Source organism: Acinetobacter sp. AC1-2 (assembly GCF_016124155.1).
Lineage (GTDB): Bacteria > Pseudomonadota > Gammaproteobacteria > Pseudomonadales > Moraxellaceae > Acinetobacter > Acinetobacter calcoaceticus.
Genome location: NZ_JABFFO010000001.1, coordinates 558,990 through 580,657 on the forward strand (window position 1 = coordinate 558,990; position 21,668 = coordinate 580,657).

The 21,668-nt window shown below is 38.9% G+C and carries 20 protein-coding genes; 11 read left to right on the top strand and 9 right to left on the bottom strand.

Annotated elements, in window-relative coordinates:
* Positions 1–183: 183 nt before the first annotated feature.
* From pgaA to pgaD, 4 genes are read left to right on the top strand one after another with little or no spacing between them, the layout of a single operon-like run.
* The gene (pgaA, locus tag HL290_RS02585) at positions 184–2,625 is read left to right on the top strand and encodes a poly-beta-1,6 N-acetyl-D-glucosamine export porin PgaA (protein WP_198495495.1); all 2,442 of its coding nucleotides are present in this window, start codon (positions 184–186) and stop codon (positions 2,623–2,625) included.
* Positions 2,625–4,451 carry a poly-beta-1,6-N-acetyl-D-glucosamine N-deacetylase PgaB gene (gene pgaB / locus HL290_RS02590; RefSeq protein WP_198495496.1) on the top strand — a complete coding sequence of 609 codons (1,827 nt, stop codon included), beginning with the start codon at positions 2,625–2,627 and terminating at the stop codon, positions 4,449–4,451. The genes pgaA and pgaB overlap by 1 nt, the downstream gene beginning before the upstream one ends.
* Positions 4,451–5,698, top strand: coding sequence for a poly-beta-1,6-N-acetyl-D-glucosamine synthase (gene pgaC / locus HL290_RS02595; RefSeq protein WP_198495497.1), 1,248 nt, complete (start codon positions 4,451–4,453; stop codon positions 5,696–5,698). The genes pgaB and pgaC overlap by 1 nt, the downstream gene beginning before the upstream one ends.
* Positions 5,695–6,153, top strand: coding sequence for a poly-beta-1,6-N-acetyl-D-glucosamine biosynthesis protein PgaD (pgaD, locus tag HL290_RS02600; RefSeq protein WP_133746912.1), 459 nt, complete (start codon positions 5,695–5,697; stop codon positions 6,151–6,153). Before pgaC ends, pgaD begins: the two co-directional genes overlap by 4 nt.
* 38 nt (positions 6,154–6,191) lie before the next feature.
* Here pgaD and HL290_RS02605 read toward each other — a convergent pair whose 3' ends face one another.
* The 5 genes from HL290_RS02605 to HL290_RS02625 all read right to left on the bottom strand — a co-directional run bounded on the left by HL290_RS02605 (position 6,192) and on the right by HL290_RS02625 (position 10,310).
* Positions 6,192–6,755 (bottom strand): flavoprotein, encoded by a 564-nt coding sequence (locus HL290_RS02605; RefSeq protein ID WP_198495498.1) that lies wholly within the window; start codon positions 6,753–6,755, stop codon positions 6,192–6,194.
* A 148-nt stretch (positions 6,756–6,903) separates the two neighbouring features.
* The gene (locus tag HL290_RS02610; RefSeq protein WP_198495499.1) at positions 6,904–7,908 is read right to left on the bottom strand and encodes an LLM class flavin-dependent oxidoreductase; all 1,005 of its coding nucleotides are present in this window, start codon (positions 7,906–7,908) and stop codon (positions 6,904–6,906) included.
* A gap of 133 nt (positions 7,909–8,041) precedes the next feature.
* Positions 8,042–8,554: a hypothetical protein gene (locus HL290_RS02615; RefSeq protein WP_003652460.1), complete on the bottom strand. Its 513-nt coding sequence runs from the start codon at positions 8,552–8,554 to the stop codon at positions 8,042–8,044.
* A gap of 237 nt (positions 8,555–8,791) precedes the next feature.
* Positions 8,792–9,211, bottom strand: a complete 420-nt coding sequence (locus HL290_RS02620) for a glycine zipper domain-containing protein (RefSeq protein ID WP_005039626.1) — start codon at positions 9,209–9,211, stop codon at positions 8,792–8,794.
* A gap of 196 nt (positions 9,212–9,407) precedes the next feature.
* A complete protein-coding gene (locus HL290_RS02625; protein ID WP_198495500.1) occupies positions 9,408–10,310 on the bottom strand; it encodes a LysR family transcriptional regulator in 903 nt (300 codons plus the stop codon).
* Between the two features lie 119 nt (positions 10,311–10,429).
* Here HL290_RS02625 and HL290_RS02630 point away from each other — a divergent pair, with 119 nt between their 5' ends.
* The 3 genes from HL290_RS02630 (at position 10,430) to prmC (ending at position 13,465) form a co-directional block, all read left to right on the top strand.
* Entirely contained in the window at positions 10,430–11,269 is an 840-nt protein-coding gene (locus HL290_RS02630) for a type 1 glutamine amidotransferase domain-containing protein (RefSeq protein WP_198495501.1), read from the top strand.
* 292 nt (positions 11,270–11,561) lie between these two features.
* Positions 11,562–12,650 carry a peptide chain release factor 1 gene (gene prfA / locus HL290_RS02635; RefSeq protein WP_198495502.1) on the top strand — a complete coding sequence of 363 codons (1,089 nt, stop codon included), beginning with the start codon at positions 11,562–11,564 and terminating at the stop codon, positions 12,648–12,650.
* Positions 12,650–13,465, top strand: a complete 816-nt coding sequence (gene prmC, locus HL290_RS02640) for a peptide chain release factor N(5)-glutamine methyltransferase (RefSeq protein WP_198495503.1) — start codon at positions 12,650–12,652, stop codon at positions 13,463–13,465. The genes prfA and prmC overlap by 1 nt, the downstream gene beginning before the upstream one ends.
* Before the next feature lie 2 nt (positions 13,466–13,467).
* On the opposite strand, the gene HL290_RS02645 is transcribed toward prmC, so the two are convergent.
* The 3 genes from HL290_RS02645 to HL290_RS02655 all read right to left on the bottom strand — a co-directional run bounded on the left by HL290_RS02645 (position 13,468) and on the right by HL290_RS02655 (position 16,551).
* Complete coding sequence (locus HL290_RS02645) at positions 13,468–14,307, bottom strand: ABC transporter permease (RefSeq protein WP_198495504.1); 840 nt, start codon at positions 14,305–14,307, stop codon at positions 13,468–13,470.
* Between the two features lie 3 nt (positions 14,308–14,310).
* The gene (locus tag HL290_RS02650; protein ID WP_198495505.1) at positions 14,311–15,285 is read right to left on the bottom strand and encodes an aliphatic sulfonate ABC transporter substrate-binding protein; all 975 of its coding nucleotides are present in this window, start codon (positions 15,283–15,285) and stop codon (positions 14,311–14,313) included.
* Between the two features lie 237 nt (positions 15,286–15,522).
* Positions 15,523–16,551, bottom strand: a complete 1,029-nt coding sequence (locus tag HL290_RS02655) for an AraC family transcriptional regulator (RefSeq protein ID WP_198495506.1) — start codon at positions 16,549–16,551, stop codon at positions 15,523–15,525.
* Positions 16,552–16,720: 169 nt separating this feature from the next.
* Here HL290_RS02655 and HL290_RS02660 point away from each other — a divergent pair, with 169 nt between their 5' ends.
* The gene (locus HL290_RS02660; protein ID WP_198495507.1) at positions 16,721–17,491 is read left to right on the top strand and encodes a 3-hydroxyacyl-CoA dehydrogenase; all 771 of its coding nucleotides are present in this window, start codon (positions 16,721–16,723) and stop codon (positions 17,489–17,491) included.
* A gap of 19 nt (positions 17,492–17,510) precedes the next feature.
* The gene (locus HL290_RS02665; protein ID WP_080028301.1) at positions 17,511–18,647 is read left to right on the top strand and encodes an acyl-CoA dehydrogenase family protein; all 1,137 of its coding nucleotides are present in this window, start codon (positions 17,511–17,513) and stop codon (positions 18,645–18,647) included.
* A 130-nt stretch (positions 18,648–18,777) separates the two neighbouring features.
* Here HL290_RS02665 and HL290_RS02670 read toward each other — a convergent pair whose 3' ends face one another.
* Entirely contained in the window at positions 18,778–19,356 is a 579-nt protein-coding gene (locus HL290_RS02670) for a flavin reductase family protein (RefSeq protein WP_198495508.1), read from the bottom strand.
* A 171-nt stretch (positions 19,357–19,527) separates the two neighbouring features.
* Between HL290_RS02670 and HL290_RS02675 the strand changes: the two genes are divergently transcribed.
* Together HL290_RS02675 and HL290_RS02680 are read left to right on the top strand one after the other, a co-directional pair.
* A complete protein-coding gene (locus HL290_RS02675; RefSeq protein WP_198495509.1) occupies positions 19,528–20,304 on the top strand; it encodes a HesA/MoeB/ThiF family protein in 777 nt (258 codons plus the stop codon).
* 58 nt (positions 20,305–20,362) lie between these two features.
* Positions 20,363–21,661 carry an ABC1 kinase family protein gene (locus HL290_RS02680; protein ID WP_198495510.1) on the top strand — a complete coding sequence of 433 codons (1,299 nt, stop codon included), beginning with the start codon at positions 20,363–20,365 and terminating at the stop codon, positions 21,659–21,661.
* Positions 21,662–21,668: the final 7 nt, after the last annotated feature.

Genomic DNA, 21,668 nt, shown 5'->3' on the forward strand with positions numbered 1-21,668 from the left:
ATGTATTTTATTGTGCTGAAAAATAGTAATTATTTAATTTTACTAAATATTTTTAAAAAACAATCAAAAAAAATCCATAATTCAAAAATGTTAACTAGATCACACTATTTTGCTGTTGTGTGATTATTTATTTATTTTTAATTATACTTTCCCACCTCGATATGGGACTATCCGATTATCAAAATGCTAAAAAAATGTGTTTTTTCATTGGTATACATCTTGCCTCTCAATTTATATGCTGCTCAAGTGGATGAATTGAGAGAGCAGGCTATTCACACTTATAAAACTGGACAAACTCACCAAGCAATATTTCAACTGGATCAATTGCTAAAAACTTATCCGCATGATCAAAAATTGCTAGCTGATTATTTAGTTGTAATGTCAAATGAAAAAAAAGATCTAGTAACTTTTTCTCAGCATTTAGCCAATATTAATTCGGTTACTTTTCCACAATATGGACAGTTACCTTTAATACGTAATTTTCGTGATTTTAAACACTTTAAAAATGCGATTGATTGGTCGAATAAATTTAATATTCAAAAAACACTTGATGGGCAGATTTTGTTAGCTGTTTTATACGCTGAAGCTCAGGATGTTGTAAATGCCAAAGCACAGTTAGCAAAAATTAATAGTAAAAATCTGAAGACTGATCAGCTGGTGCAAATAGCTTACGCCTATCGTCTTATCAATTTACCTGTAGATGCTTTATCTGCAATTGAACAAGCATATAAGCAGCAGCCCAAGTCTTTCGTAGTTTTGCAAGAATACAGTTATGACTTAGCGGCTATGGGGGCTTATAACAAGGCTCAGCAGTTATTGCTTGCCAGTGATAAAAATGCAGAAATAGAATCGTTACAACACTGGCTACAAGTCAGTGAGTTTTCTCAACGTGTAAATAACGCAATTGCTCGCTATAAATATTTAAATCGAGAAGGCATGTCAGATAGCGAAGGCTTTGCTGAGCTTGATGCTGTGTTGAAGCAAGGCGAGCAAATGCAGCCTTTGATTCAACCGTCAGATCCTAATTATTTAAGATTCCATTATGACTATATATATGCGTTAGATTTCCGTGGGCGTACTCGTACAGTCCTGGATCAATTTACTAAATTAAATATACCTTTAGAAAAACTACCTGCCTATATTCGCCATGCAATAGCTGATAGTTATTTAGCTGAAAGACAGCCACAGCAAGCTGAACTTGCCTTTAAAACCTTGCTTACGGAAAAAAACTATCCAGATATGACGGTATATACTGGACTGTACTATTCATATATTGAACAAGAAAAATATAAACAAGCTGAACAATTTTTGAGTGAGGTTGATCGACTTGTTCCAATGTATAAATATAGTCAGGCAAAAGGGGTAGACAAAACAAGTCATCCCGACCGTGATGACTATATTACTTTACAGGGTATGCACTTAGCTTATGCAAATCATCTTGATCAAGCAGAAAAGCATTTTCAAAAACAAGTAGATCTTGCACCTGCCAATGAAGGTCTAATTAATAATCTGGCTCGTGTTGAGCGTTGGAGAGATAAACCTCTACAGTCCAAGCAAACTATTTCTCGTTTAAATGGTTTAACACCAGTTGCCAAAGACACCCGAATTAACCAGATGCAAAATGCTCAGGCTTTAGGGGATATTCCAGAATGGCGTAAAAATACAGAAAGTCTTTTGGAATATTACCCTGAAGATGGTGGAGTAATTAAAAGTCGAAAAGAGTTAGATGACCGCAATAGACCGACAATTTCTCACTCAACTACTTGGGGGCAAAGTAAGGCAGATAGTAGTAGCGATTCTGTGAGTGGTCAGAATGGTTTAAAAGATCGTGAAATGGAAACTCGTCTTAATAGCCCATGGATCAAAGATAATTATCGCCTATTTGCGTGGCATCAAGATCGTTACGGAGAGTACCGTTTTGGTGATGTGCATGACCAACGTTATGGTGTTGGTGCTGAGTGGCAAGCAAACCGTAAGGCGTTGTCGGCGATTTTGTCGCAAAGTACAGATGGTGGGCAAGCAGGTGTTCGTCTTGATTGGTCGCAATGGTTAAATGACCACTGGCAGTATCAATTGCAATATGACAGCCAAGCTAATATTCCATTACAAGCAATTGATGCTGGTGAAGATGGACAAGCCTACCGTGCTGCTTTGACATGGCAAAAAGATGAGTCACGACAAATTGGGGCGAGTTATGGCCTAACTGATATTAGTGATGGTAATAAACAACAAGAATTTTCAACTTTTTGGCGCGAACGATTATTTGATGCGCCGCACCATATCACCTACGGAACCGTTCGTGGATTTTATGGCAGCAATAGCCAAGATCAGACTGCCTACTTTAGCCCCAGCAACCATTACAGTGCTGAGCTTAATTTAAGTCATGACTGGGTAACTTGGCGAGAATATGAGCGCTCATTTAAGCAGCATTTTGAAGCTGGAGTGGGACTTTATAAACAAGCAGATTACTCGGCTAGACCAACTTACTCTCTGCAATATCAGCATCAATGGCAGCTCTCGCGGACTTGGCAACTTAATTATGGAATTGGTTGGCAATATCACCCATACGATGGTCATGATGAACAGCATACCTATGGTATTTTCGGATTTGAAGGGCGTTTTTAATGAATAATATGATGTCAAAAATGTTGAGCTGTGTGTTTGCTTCAACATTATTACCCGTACAATTTTCCCATGCCCGCATTGAAACTGAACTACCAAAAAATCATACGGTTTCTTTAACTTTTCATGACGTACGAGATGATGTACTAAAGGAGGGAGATCGAGATGTTTATGCAATTCAGACAAATAATCTGGCACAGTTTCTAGATTGGCTGAGTCAATCTGACTGGAAGCCGATTCGTTTAAAAGACATTGAGGAAGCTCGTAAGCAAGGTAAAGAATTGCCTCATAACTCTATTCTACTTACTTTTGATGATGGAGCTTTGAGTAGTTATAGCCGAGTATTTCCATTACTTAAGCAATATCAGATTCCGGCAGTTTTTGCTCTTCCAACCAGTTGGATAAATGGCAATACACAGGCAGGTTATGAAGCTTATGGTCAGGGTAACTTGATGAACTGGGCTCAAGTGCGCGAAATGCAAGCGTCAGGTTTGGCCGAATTTGCAAGTCATAGTGACGATTTACATCATGGCATATTGGCCAATCCTCAAGGCAATGAGCAACCTGCTGCGACTTCGTATGCATATTTAAAATCGCAATCACATTATGAAACGGATGCAGAATATCAACAACGTATTTTGCAAGATTTGAAAAAATCCTACGCAGTTTTGAAAAAAGAAGTCGGTGTTAATCCCAAAGCAATTATCTGGCCTTATGGCGCCGTGAATGAGCAATTGGAAAAACTAGCGCAGCAGGCAGGTTTTGAGTTTTCTTTCAGTTTGGGTCGTGATGGTATGAATCGGGTGAGTGATTCAACTTTTAAACGAAGCTTGGTTATAAATAACCCTACAGCTGAACAGCTCACCGAAGGCATGTTAAATATTTTGAACTTTGAAGAGTCAGATTTATTTAAACAGCCTCGTCACTTTGTGAGTATGGATTTAAAGCAGTTAGCAGCCCCACAAAACACCCAAACAGATGAAAAATTAGGGCAGCTATTATCAAAACTGTATAGCTTAAAAAACAATGCTTTAATCTTAAAACCTTTGCAAGACAAAGATGAAGATGGGCAATATGATGTTGCTTATTTCCCTACAGATAAAATGTCTGTTCAACAAGATATTTTAAACCGTAGTTTATGGCAGGCTCAAACTCGTGCGGGTCAAGCGGTAATATTAGAGTTACCTGCTTATCCTCAGAAAGATAAGCCATTTTTAGCAGTAGATTTGGCTAAAGATATTGCACGCTTAAATAGTAATTTAAGTGGTATTCAGCTTAATGCGGGCACATCTTTAAATTGCGAAATGCAAACAGTAACTGCGCAAGAGAATAGCTGTATTGAACAATCAAAACATCTAGCTCAACTCAGCCAGCTTACTAAAAAAGCTGTAAAGCCTTATTTAAATATGAGTAACCAAGGGCAATTTATTTTATTGCTTACTCCTGATTTAGATCGTGTAGAAAATCTACCAGCGCTTTTAAAAACACTTTTATCGCAACATGATTTAGTCAATTTAAAGTTCGACATGATTGGCAAGAAAAAGCAATTTAATCAGTTGTTAGCACTTTTAAACACGCTTGATGAAAAAGATAAGCAAAGAATTATGCTGACTTTAGTGTTGCCGGAAAATGCTTCAAAGACGAGTTGGGAAGAAGTACAGCAAGGGCTCTTTTCGATTCAGCGTATAGGGATTCAGAAGTTCGGTATAGATGGTTATAGTTTTGAAAAATCAAAAGATGTACATCAGTATTTATATAATCCACTTAGTTTGAATTATAGCCCTGTCATGTATCAGCCTTTTGCTGGATTAGTAGAGGGGAAAAAGTAATGAGAGTATTACTCGATATTCTATTTGCTTTTGCCTTTTTATATCCTTTACTCATGGCTTGGACATGGATGGTAGGAGGACTTTGGTTCTTTTTTAAAAGGGAATATCGCGAACAGACTCTTCCTGAACCAACGAGTGAAGGGTGCAGTATCATTATTCCGTGTTTTAACGAAGAAGCTCAAGTACGTCAAACGATTCGTTATGCACTGCAAACTAAATATCCTAATTTTGAAGTGATTGCCGTCAATGATGGAAGTAGTGATAGAACAGCTGAAATCCTTGATGAATTGGCAGCGCAAGATTCACGACTTCGGGTTGTACACTTAGCAGAAAATCAGGGTAAAGCCGTAGCGTTAAGATCGGGAGTACTGGTCAGTAAATACGAATATCTTGTTTGTATTGATGGGGATGCATTGTTACATCCGCATGCTGTACTTTGGTTAATGCAACCATTTATTAACTTCCCGCGAATTGGTGCTGTAACGGGGAATCCACGAATTTTAAACCGATCTAGTATTTTAGGAAAATTACAGGTTGGCGAATTTTCTTCGATTATTGGTTTAATTAAACGTGCACAGCGTACATATGGTCGTATTTTTACAGTGTCTGGTGTTATTGCAGCATTCCGTAAAACAGCGCTCGTTCGCGTTGGGTTTTGGTCTGATGATAAAATTACCGAAGATATTGATATTTCATGGAAGCTACAACTGGACCATTGGGATATCCAGTATATTCCACAAGCGCTTTGCTATATCTATATGCCCGAGACATTTAAAGGCCTATGGAAACAACGCCTTCGCTGGGCACAAGGTGGGGTAGAGGTTCTTTTAGAATATATTCCACAAATGTTCAAATTACGCGTACGTCGTATGTGGCCAGTCATGCTTGAGGCTCTAGTCAGTATTATCTGGTCTTATGTGATGATTATGATCTTCACTCTGTTTTTTGTGGGATTGTTTGTTGACTTACCTCTGCAATGGCAGATCAAAACGCTTATGCCACAGTGGTATGGCGTGATATTAGGCGGAACCTGTCTGATACAGTTTTTGGTTAGTTTGTGGATTGATCAGCGTTATGACCGTGGTCGCTTCTTTAGAAACTATTTCTGGGTTATTTGGTACCCGTTGTTTTTCTGGTTACTTACTTTATTTACAAGTGTTGTCGCGGTACCAAAAACTTTATTTAACACTAAAAAACGTGCTCGCTGGGTGAGCCCAGACCGAGGCTTCCGTGGAGATAACCCATGAAACCTGAAGAAAATAAGGATATAGAGCCTTTAGATATCCCCGAATATATTGACCAGCCGGAATACGTCAAAAATAAAACAGCAAACTATACCTTACAAACCATTGGTTGGTTTTGTTTGATGTGGTTGCTATTTCCGTTGGTTTCACTGTTTCTATGGGTTTTTGAAGGGCACCTAATTTATGATTATGTCTGGGTCGATCATTTATCAGAAGTTAAGACCTTACTTCATTTAGCATTATTAATCGGGATTAGCGCGCTCATTTTAATTTTGTGGGCGAGTTATAACTGGATTCGGTTCAGTGGTGAAGACCGACGCGCTAAAGCGCCGAATAGTTCTGTTGAACTGTTAGCAGCGCAATTTTCGGTTAGTCCCGAGATCTTAAGTGAATTGCAAAAAAAACAACGCATCATTTTGCATTACGACGATCACGGCAATTTGCAAAAATATGAGTAAATGAGAAAAAGCATGGTCTAAAACCATGCTTTTTATTTTTATGCCGTTATTCTGATAATGATGTCGATTGGTTGTTCTATACCATCCATGCTGTGAATTGATGTATTGGTAACTTTAACAATGGGCCAAGTTTGTAATTTACAGTTGGCTTTTTGGAGTGCAGCATAATAACTATCAGATTTAAAAAATACTTTTTTAGTCGTTGCAGTATTGGGTGTTAAAAGGCGTTTAAGCCATGTTTCATTTACTTGAGTCTCAAGAAAACGTAAGGCCAAAAGACTTTTTACACGATTGTTAAATAATCTCCGGTTTTTAATAATGAGTGGATGCGTAATTAACTTGTGTGTGCCCATTTGACTATGGGGCAAAATAAAGTGAGGTGTAATTTGAAATACAGTCACAAATTTTGCTTGTTGGCAGATTTTTTCAAGATGGGTCACAGTATCTTGATTTGTACCAATAATCGCGACAGATGAATGTGAAAAATCAAACTCTTTAATTGAGGTTGACGGAATAACTTGACCAGCAAAGTCTTCAAAATCTTGAGCTGTATTTTGAAAAATTACTGATTTTGAAGCGTTATTTTTAATATTAATACTCATTTTCCAAAAGTCCTTTTGGTTTTTCAATCATGATGTTTTTATCGTTTTAATATAAATAACCAAGCAGGAAGTTGGGGTAAAGTCTTTTCAGATAGATGGTCACCCCATACTCGAAATCCATTCAAGTATGGGAAAGTGAAGCAGAGTTTTAATGTTCTGTTTTTACATTCATGAGTTGCGTAAAACTGTCTAGACGCTTCGCTGTATCGTATATATCACATGTAAAAATAAACTCATCAACATCGTATGTCGTTAAAAGTTTTTGTAAACCAGTGCGAACAGTCTCAACCGAGCCAATCTGTGCCATTGCATAGAAGTTTTCAACGGAAAGCTGTTCTGCTGTATTCCAGAGTCCCTGCATTGATTCAACTGGTGGTTTCAGCTTTAAGCTTTCACCACGAATTAAGCCTAATACACGTTGGTATGCACTTGTTGCTAAAAACTGTGCTTCTTCATCAGTCTCTGCTACAACAACAGGTACACCCATAGAAACGTAAGGTTTATCTAAATAAGCAGAAGGCTCAAAGTTCTCACGATAGAGTTGGATGGCTTGACCTAACATACGTGGTGCAAAATGCGACGCAAATGAGTAGGGTAGACCAAGTTTTGCAGCCAATTGCGCACTAAAAAGGCTAGATCCAAGTAACCAAACAGGCACATGTGTATTTTGCCCTGGCGTTGCAATAATTTTTTGTCCTGCTTGCGGTACATCAAAATATTTTAGGATTTCGACAACATCTCTTGGAAATTGATCTTCTGTTTCTTGATGCCCACGACGTAAAGCTCGCATAGTGAGTTGATCTGTACCAGGAGCACGACCTAAACCCAGTTCAATACGATTTGGATATAAAGTAGCAAGTGTTCCAAATTGTTCTGCGACAACTAAAGGAGCGTGGTTAGGAAGCATAATGCCGCCTGAACCTAAGCGAATATGCTGTGTATGTGCTGCAATAAAACCGAGTAAGACAGCCGTAGCAGAGCTCGCGATTCCATCCATGTTGTGATGTTCTGCAAGCCAGAAACGTTCATAACCTAGTTTTTCTGCATGTTGTGCTAATTCTAATGCGTGACGTAACGAAAATTCGATGGTTTTATCATTACGAATAGGAGCAAGTTCCAAAATTGAAAACTTGGTATCTTGAAGTGATCGCATGCGATATTCTCGAATAAGGGTATATCGAAATACTACGATATATAGGGATTAATGTATATCGTTTTTTTTCGATATTGGGTTTTATCTCTCAATAAAAAAGCACCCGAAGGTGCTCTTTTGATTCATATATGAATTAGCGGTTTTTGTACCAGCCGCGATGTAAACCATTGTCATGACGGCGATGGCCACCTTTACTATAGTAACGACGGTCGCCATCGTCATATCTACGATCATCTCGATCATAACGACTACCACGATCATAGCGATCATTGTAGTTACGATCTTCAGAAACTTTACGACCTAGCGCTGAACCACCCGCAGCACCTACCGCAGCACCAATGTAACCACCGTTGGTACCGCCCATGTTTTTACCGACTGTATAACCAGCTCCACCACCTAAAGCACCACCAATCGCAGCTTCTGTACGATTGCGACGGTCACTCGCTGCGGCTGCACCACCAGCACCACCTAAAGCCGCACCAATTGTAGCGCCTGTTGTGCCACCCATGCTTTTACCAATTGCTGTACCAACCACACTACCTAACGCAGAGGTTGCAGCAACACGGGTACCATTATCTGCATGTGCAACTGTCACCATAGACGATGTTGCAATTAATGCACTAGCTAACCAAATATTCATTTTCATCTTGCAGCTCCATGTCCTTTTTACTGAGAAGGACAGTATTTTTATCTTGAGATAAATGTAATCAAAAATTTCGTGATAATTATGGAGAACCCCAAAGGCGATACGCTAGTTTTGTGTCTGTTTGTATTGTTTCTATTAATTTGTGGATAAATCCTGAGCAAAAGAGAGATGGTGAATATTTGTTGATCCTAATAAAAAAGCACCCGAAGGTGCTTAGTAACGTTTCATCAAATTTGATTAGTGATGACGACGGTGTTTTTTCTTCCAGTGCTTAGAAGATCTGTCAGCATCACGGTCTTTAGAAATCTTATTACCTAGAGCAGAACCACCCGCAGCACCTAACGCAGCGCCAACGTAACCACCATTTGTACCGCCCATGCTTCTACCAACGGTATAACCAGCACCACCACCTAAACCACCGCCAATTGCAGATTCTGTGCGGTGACGACGGTCACTTGCAACTGCTGCACCACCAGCACCACCTAAAGCAGCACCAATTGTTGCGCCAGATGTACCACCCATGCTTTTACCAATTGCAGTACCAGCGACACTGCCTAAAGCAGAAGCGGCTGCTACATGTGTTGTATTGTCAGCATGAGCTACAGTAACCATAGAAGTTGCTAAAACAGCGCTACATAACCAAGCATTTAATTTCATTTTTTACTCCGTGTCCTTAGCAGCAGGACCCTATATCTTTTGTTACGGCAAATGTAACAAAACACGTTTCTTAAAATATGGAGAACCATCAATTCATTATTGTAGTTTAGTGTCAGGTTTGTATGTTTTCTATTAAAATAGAATGTTTAATACTCATATAGATAAATATGAGTCTCATTTAGTTTTAATGAGTTCATTATTCGCCATCTGAACAGAGAAAATTGATCAAAGCTCTTGTAGCAGAAGACATATGTTTATGTTGTGCGTACAGTAAAGAGAAGGGACGTGTGTGACCTGCATAAGCCTCGAGTAAAGGTTGTAATTTTCCTTGTCGAATTTTTTCATTAACAATAAAGCTATAACTCTGACATATCCCTAATCCACTTTCAGCAAGAGAAACTACGCCTAAAATATCTTCTTTTACTAAAATCCGATTTGTTGGTGTCCACTGAATTTCTTGATCTACATCTTTAAATAACCATGGGGTTATCTTGCCACTACTTGGTAATTCAAAAGCGATACATTGGTGATGATTTAATTCTTCCAAAGTTTGAGGAATACCCATACGTTTTAAATAATTAGGTGAAGCAACAAGTTGAAGAGGGGCAAGTTCCAGCGGTCTGGCTACAAGAGAGCTATTAGGAAGATGGCCTTGGCGAATTGCTAAATCGAAACCTTCAGCAATTAAATCAACATTTCGGTTAGAGATGCTGATTTCAATATGAATGTCAGGATATTGCAAAAGAAATTTTTCTAATAAGGGTGGTAAACGATAGTGTCCATAAGTTGTAGGAACACTTAATTTGATTTTCCCAGAAATTTGCAGTTGTTCGCCTTGAATTACACGTTCTGCATGGTCGATTAACTGAAAAGCGTGCTGCATTTTCTCATAATAAAGTTGACCTGCTTCAGTCAAGCTCAGATGTCGAGTTGTTCTTCTAAAAAACTGGATACCCAATTTTTTTTCTAAACGTGTAATTGTTCTACTAATGACTGAAGGCGTTGTGGACAAATAAATTGCAGCTGCACTAATAGAAAGCTTTTCAGCCACAATTAAAAACACTTCAACATCGGCAAGATGGTCAAATTGACGAGACATTTTGTCCTCAAACGCAAAAAAGATTTGTAAATGTGGTTATTTTTCTACCTTGCTGGCAAAAATAGAATATATCCATCCTAGTTATAAATCCAGCATAAGGCTGGAATGAAGGTTGAATAATGAAATCTCTAAATAAAATAATGCTTGCAGTAGTGACCGCTTCAGCAGCATTAAGTGCAAATGCTGCTCATGTATTAGTTATATTGTCTGATGAAGGGCAGTTAGAGCTGAAAAATGGTCATATTTTTAAAACAGGCTTTTATTTAAATGAGTTGATGCAGCCTACAAAAATGCTTTTAGATGCAGGGCACACAGTAACTTTCGCTACACCAAAAGGAAAAGCCCCGACGTTAGATGAGTCATCAAATAGTGCGATGTACTTTAATCAAGACGAAAAAGCATTAAAGCAATATGCGGGTTTATTGCATGATCTAAAGTTAACATCGCCTCAAGATTCTCCAGTTTTGAGTTTGTCGCGTATTGAGCAAATTGGTATTGATCAGTTTGATGCTATTTATATTCCAGGTGGGCATGCACCTATGCAAGATCTATTAAAAGATAAACAGCTTGGGACAGTTTTGACGGCTTTTCATAAAGCTAAAAAACCTACAGCACTAGTTTGTCATGGTCCTATAGCTTTGATGTCAACATTACCTAATGCTTCTGAAGTCGTTCAGCAACTTGAGCAAGGCAAAACCGTAAAAACTGGAGAGTGGATTTATAAGAACTATCGGATGACTGTGATTAGTAACCAAGAAGAAGAACAAGCGAAGGCTCTGTTAAAAGGTGGTGAAATGAAGTTCTATCCACAAACGGCATTACAGTCAATTGGTGGTAAATATCAAAGTAATACGAATGCTTGGACTCCAAATGTAGTGGTGGATCGTGAACTTATTACGGGACAAAATCCAGCCTCAGCTGTTCTGGTGGGTAAAACATTATTAGAAAAATTAAAATAAATAGACATGGTAAAGAGGTTTTATGAATAAAGCCTCTATTGCCGGATTGGGTGAAAAAGGTGACGTATTAATTTCTATAAAAAAGCTAAATTATAGGCGAGTAAATAAATCTCATCTGAAATCATTATATTTATAAGTTGCCACTTACTGTGAAAGTTGATGAATTGGCTGATTATATATGTCATTTGAGCGGCATAATCTGTAAACTATGCGCTATTTTTACGATTTTGCTTATCTTCTATATTTACATAGCGTTCGATAAGCTTTTTGGACTTTTGAGATATTTCCTCTTATGAAAGCGTCACTCCGTTTACGACTTGATCAACTCTGTGATCGACATGAAGAACTTACCGCGTTGCTTGCAGATGTGGAAGTCATCTCCGATAACAAACGTTTCCGTAAATTGTCTCGTGAACATAGTGATTTATCTGAAATTACCGAAGTTTGGGGCAAATACCGTCAAGCAGAAGAAGATATTGAAACTGCTGAATTGATGAAGTCTGACCCTGACTTTAAAGATATGGCAGAAGAAGAAATTCAAGCGAATAAAGAGTTGCTTGGAGAATTAGAAAGCCAGCTCAATATTTTGATGATTCCAAAAGACCCAAATGATTCTAATGCGGCTTATTTAGAAATCCGCGCCGGAACAGGTGGTGATGAGGCTGCAATTTTCTCTGGTGACTTATTCCGTATGTACAGTAAATATGCCGAAACACAAAATTGGCGTATAGAAGTACTTTCTGAAAATGAAGGTGAGCATGGTGGCTTTAAAGAAGTCATTTGCCGTGTGGACGGTGATGGAGTATACGGTCGCCTAAAATTTGAAAGTGGTGCACATCGTGTGCAACGTGTGCCTGCAACTGAGTCACAAGGTCGTGTGCATACATCGGCTTGTACAGTTGCGATCTTGCCTGAGATTGATGTTGATACAAATGTCGAGATTAATCCAGCAGATTTGCGTATTGATACTTACCGTGCATCTGGTGCAGGTGGTCAGCACATTAACAAAACGGATTCGGCGGTACGTATTACCCACATTCCAACAGGTACAGTTGTTGAATGCCAAGAAGAACGTTCACAGCATAAAAACAAAGCCAAAGCGATGGCATTGCTTGTGTCACGTTTAGAAAATGCGAAACGTGCGGCGGCGGATGCAGCGACTTCTGAAATGCGTCGTGACTTAGTGGGGTCTGGTGACCGTTCTGAACGTATTCGTACTTATAACTACCCACAAGGGCGTATGACGGATCACCGTATTAACCTCACTTTATATAAGTTAGATGCCATTATGGAAGGTGATTTAACTGAATTACTTGATAGCTTACATCGTGAATATCAGGCAGATCAGCTTGCAATGCTTGCACAGGAAAATGGCGGCTAATGAATATTGCTCAAGCGCTTGCAATTCGTGGTGAGCCTGACAGTTATGAACGTCAGGAAAATGCTTGGTTACTTGAGCATTTTCTAAAAATCAATTCGCTTGAATTAAAGTTTAAACTTGAGCAAGAGTTAACAGTTCAACAAGAGCAAGACTACTTGGCTGGGCTTGAACGTATTCAAAATGGTGAACCTTTAGCTTATGTAACAGGTTCACAGCCATTTTGGACACTCGACTTAAAAGTGACTTCCGATACTTTAGTTCCACGTCCGGATACTGAGGTTTTGGTTGAAACCGTTTTAAATCTAAATTTGCCAAAGAATGCGGATATTGTTGATTTGGGAACGGGCACAGGTGCGATTGCACTTGCATTAGCGAGTGAACGCCCAGATTGGCAAGTAACGGCAACTGATATTTATGCACCTACTTTAGAAGTTGCAAAAGAAAATGCGCAAACCCATGGATTACAACAAGTAAAATTTGCTTGCGGTCCTTGGTTTGATGCACTGGAACCACAGAATTTTGATTTAATTGTTTCTAATCCGCCATACATTGACCCTGAAGATGAACACATGCAGGCATTGGCAACAGAACCACGCCGTGCATTGGTCGCAGATCAGCAGGGTCTAGCTGATATTGAAATTATTATTACTCAAGGCAAAAACTGGTTAAAACCACAAGGTTGGATTGCACTTGAACATGGTTATGATCAGGGACAGGCCGTTCGAAATATATTTGCTGAGCATGGTTTTAGTGAAATTAAAACCATTCAAGACTACGGCCAAAATGATCGAGTCACTTTGGCGTGCTGGATTTAAAGTTATTTTTGTAGCGTATCTCGCCAACGTAATAACCAGTTTTCTATAAGTTTCATTAAGCTATCCGTTACTTTACCCAATAGGGCTAATAAAATAATCGCAATAATGACAATATCAGGGCGGGATGTTTCTCGACCATCACTTAATAAATAACCGATTCCTTGAGTGGCTGCAATCAGTTCAGCTGCAATCATAAACATCCACGATAAGCTTAAGCTGTTGCGTAAACCGGTTAAAATTCCCGGAGATGCTGCCGGCAAAATAATAGATACAATACGTTGAAAAGCATTGAGCCGATAAACTTTTCCAACTTCAATGAGCTTTCTATCTACGTTATGAATTGCTGCAACTGTATTGGTATAGGTTGGAAAAAATGCGCCGATTGCAATTAGCGTAATTTTAGAACCTTCATCAATTCCTAACCAAAGTAATAACAAAGGAATCCATGCAAGACTTGGAATTGATTTAATTGCTGAAAAAGTTGGTTCCAAATAAGCTTCGGCCTCTTTACTTAATCCAACCCAAATTGCAAAAATTAACCCTAAACCACTCCCTACAATGAAACCTACTAAAACACGCCATGTACTAATATAAATATGGGCAAAAAGATCACTGTGAGCTAAATCCAAAAAAGATTGCCACAAACTACTTGGCGCGGGTAGTAAATAAGCATCGATATAGCCATTTCTGACTAAAAACTCACAACCTACTAAAAAGATTACGGGAATGAGCAGTGCTTTAAACCAACGTGTAAATTTATTGTTTAAATGCTTTTTCTGAGATTTTAAAGCTTGCTGAGCTAAGAAATGATTTAGCTCAGCTTTGTTAAATGAATCACTCATATATTATTTCACGACTTTTTGAGCAAAACGTGGGTCTAACAACTGGTCAACCACTTGATTGACGTTGGTGCCTTTTCTAACCAAGTCTTCTTCTGTCAAAATTTTCCCCGAACGTTTCAGTGCTTGTGCTTGAGTTGCCGATGGAATGCTTTGATCAAAGTTGGTTCGGCTCAATTGTAGTTTAGCCACAGGTAGGGGAAGTTTTGATTCTTGAGCTAAAAGTGCTGCCACTTTATCAGGATTAGCTTTTGCCCATTTTCGGGCTTGTTCATAGGCTTTAAGCACTGCTTCAACCGCTTCAGGACTTTGCTTTGCAAAATCTTCTTTAACACTCAGTACGCTATAGCTGTTAAATCCAACATTACGATAAAGTAATTTGGCGCCTGATTGTATTTGAGCCGCAGCCATTAACGGATCAAGCCCAGCCCAAGCATCTACTTGACCACGTTCTAATGCAGTTTTTCCGTCAGGATGTTGTAAATGAACCAGTTGTACATCGCGTTTACTTAGGCCTACTGTGTCTAGCGCTTGTAGTGTAAATAAGAATGGATCGGTTCCTTTGGTGGCTGCAATTTTCTTACCTTTTAAGTCTTTTAGATTTTTGATTGGTGAGTCTTTTGCTACCACAAGAGCGGTCCATTCTGGCTGGCTTTGTACATAAACAGTTTTAATTGGGCTGCCATTCGCTCGACTTAATACAGCTGCTAACCCAGCGGTAGACGCAAAATCGATACTATTACTGTTGAGATACTCTAATGAACGGTTACTGCCTTGGCTAAAAACCCATTTAATTTGAGTATTTGGTAGTGCTTTCTCGAGAAGTTTTTGATCTTTTACGACTAAGCTGGTTGGTGCATAGTAGGCATAATCAAGTTTAAGTGTGGTCGGAACTGCTGCAAAGGCAGATGATGCAAATACAAGCCCCAATGTTGATGCCAACAAAGTCTTTGATAGAGATAATTTTGATTTTAAAGACATAATAAAAATAGAACCAGAATAAATAATAGATCATCCTTCCATGGGTTTGATAGCTTACAAACTTAGTTATTTTGATTTATAAATCAGATTGAAAGATAAAAGTTTAGATAAAATTATAACTCACTGTTTTTATAGTAATTGTTGAATTTAAAATAATGTGCTTATCTGAAATATTGAATTTAAAAGATATAAATATCATAAGCTTAAGCATTATTTTTTAAGCTTGTGATATTTATATTATTGCTTGTGTGAAGTTAAATTATTTCGATAAGCGCCTGGGCTGACGCCAGTCCATTTTTTAAAGGCACGGTGAAACGCGCTTGGATCTTGGAAGCTTAAGTCTTCACTAATATCTTGAATTGAATCGTTAGTTTTACTTAAACGTTCAACAGCAATATCACAGCGAATTTCATTTTTAATTTGCTGGTAGCTGACGCCTTCATGTTTCAGTCGGCGTTGAACTGTAGCTTCAGAAATATTGAGCTGTTGTGCAACATCTTTAAGTTCGGGCCATTGTGCGGGATGAAGTTTCAATAAATGACGACGAATAAGAAGGCTCAGTGCATTTTCATTTTTAAAGCGAACTAAAAGATTTTGCGGTGTTTGCTCTAAGAAATCATAAAGTGCTTTTTTATCTTTTTTAATTTTAATATCTAAATAGTGAGCATCGAATTCAACTTGATTTATCTCGGCATTAAATTTTATATCTTCACCAAAACGTACGAAATAGTCCTGAATATCTTGGGGTTTAGGACAACGTAGCGATATATTATTCAAGCCAATTCGCTGATCTACCAACCAGCACATGAGTCCATGCACTAACATTAAAAAGGTCGCGTAGGTAAACATACGTTTGGGTTGTTCACGATCACGAATGACTAAATAGGCTTTTTGCTGGTCCCGAATTAATTCACCCTGTAGATCATCTAAAATAAAGTTAAAAAATTTCAAAATATCGTAAAGCGCCTTTTCTAAAGTTTCCGCCGTACTGACGAGTTTAGCGAGTAATTTATAGCTACCACGACGCATAGGGTGGCTATCCATACCAAAAAACTCATCGTTCATGGTATTGGCAAGTTCTATCCACAGTTGCGCATATGTCGTAACAGGCACACGTGCCTTGGGAGACATCAGTAATTCGGCAGGAATTCCCGCTTTATTTAGAATTAGTTGAGTATTTAGCCCTTTGGTATAAGCAGCACCTAGTGCTTCATGTACCAGTGCAATCGAAATAGTTCCTTTACTTAAAGAAGATTGGACAACCATGTCAAAGACTCATATTTTTTTCATATATTTCAAGTGAAATATTTCATATTTAAAATTTGGATTGATCAAAAGCTGCAAACATTTTGAGGCTTTTTGAAATTGTATCGGAAAACAACAACTTTTACTCTCACTACTAAGTTTAAAGAACATTTCTATAGGACGTTACATAATGAAAATTCAAGGGAAACATTTCGTGATTACAGGTGGTGGCTCTGGTTTAGGTGCTGCAACAGCTGAATATTTAGTAAAGCAAGGTGCCTCTGTCACATTGGTAGACATGAATGTAGAAGCAGGTGAACAGCAAGCAAAACAATTAGGATCAAAAGCTGACTTTGTAAAACTTGATGTAACCGATGAAGCTGCTGCTGAACAGTTATTTAAGGATGTTTTGGTCAAACATGGCAGTTTGCATGGTTTGGTTAACTGTGCTGGTATTGGCCCTTCGGCTAAAGTGGTTGGCCGTGAAGGTGTCCATGATTTGGCGTTATTTTCAAAGACTCTGCAAATTAATGTCACTGGTACATTTAACATGCTGCGCTTTGCGGCAGATGCGATGAGTAAAAATACAGTTGAAGCAGGGGACGAGGACCGAGGTGTAATTGTAAACACAGCCTCAGTTGCAGCATTTGATGGTCAAATTGGTCAGGCAGCTTATTCAGCATCTAAAGGCGCTATTGTTGCCATGACATTGCCAATTGCTCGTGAGCTTGCGCGACATGGCATTCGAATTATGACGATTGCACCGGGAATTATGGAAACTCCGATGCTTAAAGGTATGCCACAAAATGTTCAGGACGCTTTGGGACAAATGGTGCCGTATCCGTCTCGTTTAGGAAAACCCGAAGAGTTTGCTCGTTTAGTTGGGCATATTGCTGAAAATTCATATTTAAATGGTGAAGTCATCCGTTTGGATGGTGCAATTCGTATGGCAGCAAAATAATAAAAATAAGGATGTTGAAATGATTTTAAGTGCTGAACAAAGTATGGTTCAGGAGATGATGCGTGATTATGCGCAAAATCAGTTAAAACCTACAGCTGCTCATCGGGATAAAACCCATGAGTTTCCTGCTCAGGAATTAAAAGATTTAGGTGCTTTGGGGGCAATGGGTATGACCGTTCCAGATGAATGGGGTGGTGCAGGAATGGATTATGTATCTTTAGTGCTCGCAATTGAGGAAATTGCAGCAGGTGATGGTGCTATTTCGACAATTGTAAGTGTTCAAAACTCATTGGTTTGCGGTATTACACTGGCATATGGTTCAGAACAGCAAAAACAGGCCTATTTACCAAAATTTGCATCAGGTGAATGGTTAGGGTGCTTTTGTTTAACTGAGCCACATGTTGGTTCTGATGCGAGTGCGATTTTATGTAAAGCCGAGCGAGATGGGGACCAGTGGGTACTTAATGGCGTAAAGCAATTTATTACCAGCGGTAAAAATGCTCAAGTAGCTCTGGTGTTTGCAGTAACTGATAAACAAGCGGGCAAAAAAGGGATCTCGTGTTTCCTTGTTCCGACCAATACAGAAGGTTACTTAGTTACTCGTATTGAAGACAAAATGGGACAGCACGCTTCAGACACAGCAACTATTACCCTTGAGGATTGCCGTATTCCTTTAGAAAACTTGGTGGGACAAGAAGGTGAGGGTTATAAAATTGCGTTATCTAATTTAGCTGCCGGTCGTATTGGGATTGCTGCTCAATCTGTTGGTATGGCACGAGCTGCTTTTGATGCTGCTGTGCAATACGCAAATGAGCGTAAAGCTTTTGGCGTAGAGTTAGTCCAGCATCAGGCGGTAAGTTTTCGTTTAGCCGATATGGCAACCCAGATTGAAGCGGCACATCAGTTGGTTTTACATGCTGCAACTTTGAAAGATGAAGGATTACCTTGTTTAAAAGAAGCCTCAATGGCAAAGCTGTTTGCTTCTACAATGGCTGAGCGAGTTTGTTCTGATGCAATCCAGATTCATGGTGGCTATGGCTATGTGAGCGATTTTCCTGTTGAGCGAATTTATCGTGATGTTCGGGTGAGCCAGATTTATGAAGGTGCTTCCGATATTCAACGTTTAGTGATTGCTCGTGAAGTTACCCAAGTTTAAGGATTAGCTTTTTAAATAATGAAATTCATTGCAAAAAACCGCAATTGTTATGCGGTTTTTTGCAATCGAAATTTTCTGTTTTTAATTCGATTCAATACATTTCAAAAAGTTAAAAACTATATTTTTATGTTTAAAGATCAGCTTTAACTTGCTCACCAATTAAATAAAATGTTCCGCCAGCAATATAGTGCAAGCTTCGAAGCTCTTTTGGTGCATCTTGAAAGTGCCAGTGCCCATCTCGGAAAACACGACTATCTGCCCAAGCACCTACAACAGAACCAATAAATAAATCATGAGCTGACTGATTATGCGGTTCAGGAATAAGTTTACAAACGAGCCATGCGATGCAACCAGATACTAATGGGCTGGTAAGACCTTCTTGATAAAAGAGCTCAACACCACAATGTTCTAGTTTTTGCGGATCATCTAATTTGCTAATTGTACCAAGTTGATGGGTCATATCGAGCTGCGCATAGCAGGGAACTTGTAGGGTGAAATAACCACTTTGTTCAACAAGCTGACGAGTTTTAGTACTTTTGTCGAGAACAACGGTTACTTTGGCTGGGGTGAGTTCTAATGCACATGCCCAAGCGGCTGCCATTACATTTCGGTCATCTCCATGCTGAGCAGAGACAAGTACAGTTGGGCCATGATTTAACAAACGATAAGCTTTTTCTAACTCTACAGGTGCAATATATGATTGGGACATATTTAGCCTAAGTAATAAAGAAAATAGATATTTCTATTGTTGCAGAAAGCTTGAGAGAAGTAATGCGGTGGATAAAAGTTTAAAGAATAAAATGCTGTTTTTATTTTATACCTTTCCTAATGCCTGACTTAGTCATAAAATCATTTCGCTTCTAAGTGAAAGGATTAACGCGTGACCGAGCTTCAAGATATCGATTTTGTAGAGTTAAGTGATGAAGAAATGCATCTCTATAGCCGTCAGATTTTACTTGATGGATGGGATATAGAAGCTCAGGAAAAACTCAAACTTGCCAATGTTCTTATTGTTGGGGCTGGTGGAATAGGTTGTAGTAGTGCAGAGCTACTAGCGCGAGCAGGGGTTGGGAAAATTACACTCATTGATGCCGATACCATTGAGATAAGTAACTTACAACGTCAAATTGCATTTGGTCATGAAGATATTGGTCGTTATAAAGCTGAAGTTCTTGCAAAGCGGTTACAGAAAATTAACCCTTATATCTGTGTTGAGTACTACAACGAACGTTTAGATGAACATAACATTGATAGACTTGTTGAACACCAAGATGTGGTGTTGGATGGATGTGATAATTTTACAACACGTTATTTAGTAAATGCTGCTTGTAAAAAGCATCAGGTCGCATTAATTAGTGCTTCAGCAATTGGTTTTCAGGCACAAATGTTTATGGTTGAAGGTGATTCAGCTTGTTATGAATGTTTATTTCCTAAAGAACAGCATAGCAATGAAGGCCTACGCTGTGCGGAATCTGGGGTACTTGCGACTACTCCTGTAATGATAGCGTCATTACAAGCACATCACACTTTGCTCTATTTAGGACTCAATCTGACCCCTTTAAAACAGAAACTGTTGCTTTGGGATGGCTCAAACATGACACAACGCATTGTTAATTTTGATAAAGATATAAATTGCCCAGTTTGTCAGGCAAGTTAATCAGTAAATGAAATAAAATTTGCTACACTCAACCTGAATGATTTGGTTTTGAAGAAATATGAAAAAAAATATTTTGTTTGATGGGCTACGTTCTGTCGCCCGTATTGGTGAAACAGCAGTGGTTGCCGCCAAAGCTGGGATTAAATACGCAACTGAAAAACCAAGTAATGCCAAACTCATGCGGGAAACCTTTGAATCTCTTGGCTCGACTTACATCAAACTTGGTCAGTTTATTGCGAGTACTCCATCGCTTTTCCCACGTGAATATGTAGAAGAATTTCAAGGTTGTTTAGACCAGACACCAACACTGCCATTTAGTTATATTCAAGGTGTACTTGACTCTGAATTTGAAGGGCGCGATTTAAGTCAGATTTTCAGCTATATCGATGAAAAACCATTAGCTTCTGCTTCAATTGCTCAGGTTCATGCAGCTAAATTAACCACAGGCGAAGATGTCGTTATTAAAGTACAAAAGCCGGGTGTTGAAACCATTTTATATACTGATTTAAGTGTGGTGCATTGGGCTGCTAAATTGCTTGAGCGTGCAGTACCTAAAATCAAATTCGCTGCACTTTCTGAAATTGTCGATGAAATCAAAAGTCGTATGGTGCGTGAAGTTGATTTTATTGAAGAAGCACAAAATCTAGATGACTTTATTGAATATTTGAATGTTTCTCAGAACCACGCTGCGACTGCACCTAAGGTTTATCATCAATTTTCTACACGCCGTGTTTTAACCATGCAACGTCTATATGGTGTGTCTTTGACAGATTTTAGTGTGGTGAAACAATACGCAAAAGATCCATCACAAGTGCTGATTACAGCAATGAATACGTGGTTCGGTAGTCTCATGCTATGTAAGAGTTTCCATGCAGACTTACATGCCGGGAACCTAATGCTGCTCGAAGATGGCCGAATTGGTTTTATTGATTTTGGTATTGTGGGTCAGTTAAAGCCAGAGGTTTGGACAGCGTGTATGGCCTTTATGGATGCATTGCAAAAAACTGATTATAAAGCGATGGCCGAAAACATGCTGAAAATGGGCATGACGCATAACAAAGTTGATGTGGAAATATTGGCACAAGATTTGGAGCGTTTATTTAATGGCGTATTAATGGCTGATCCACAGCAAATTCTGTCTACCAATCCTGCCGATTTAAACGACATTATGATGGATATGGTGGGGGTTGGTGAGCGCCACGGTATTAAATTCCCTCGAGATTTTGCTTTATTATTTAAGCAAATGCTTTATTTCGATCGTTTTATGCGCGTACTCGCACCATATACCGATATTTATGCAGACCAGCGTTTGAAAATGGTTCAAAATATGGAACCTGCTTCGTTGTTAAAGCACTAAGGTCAGT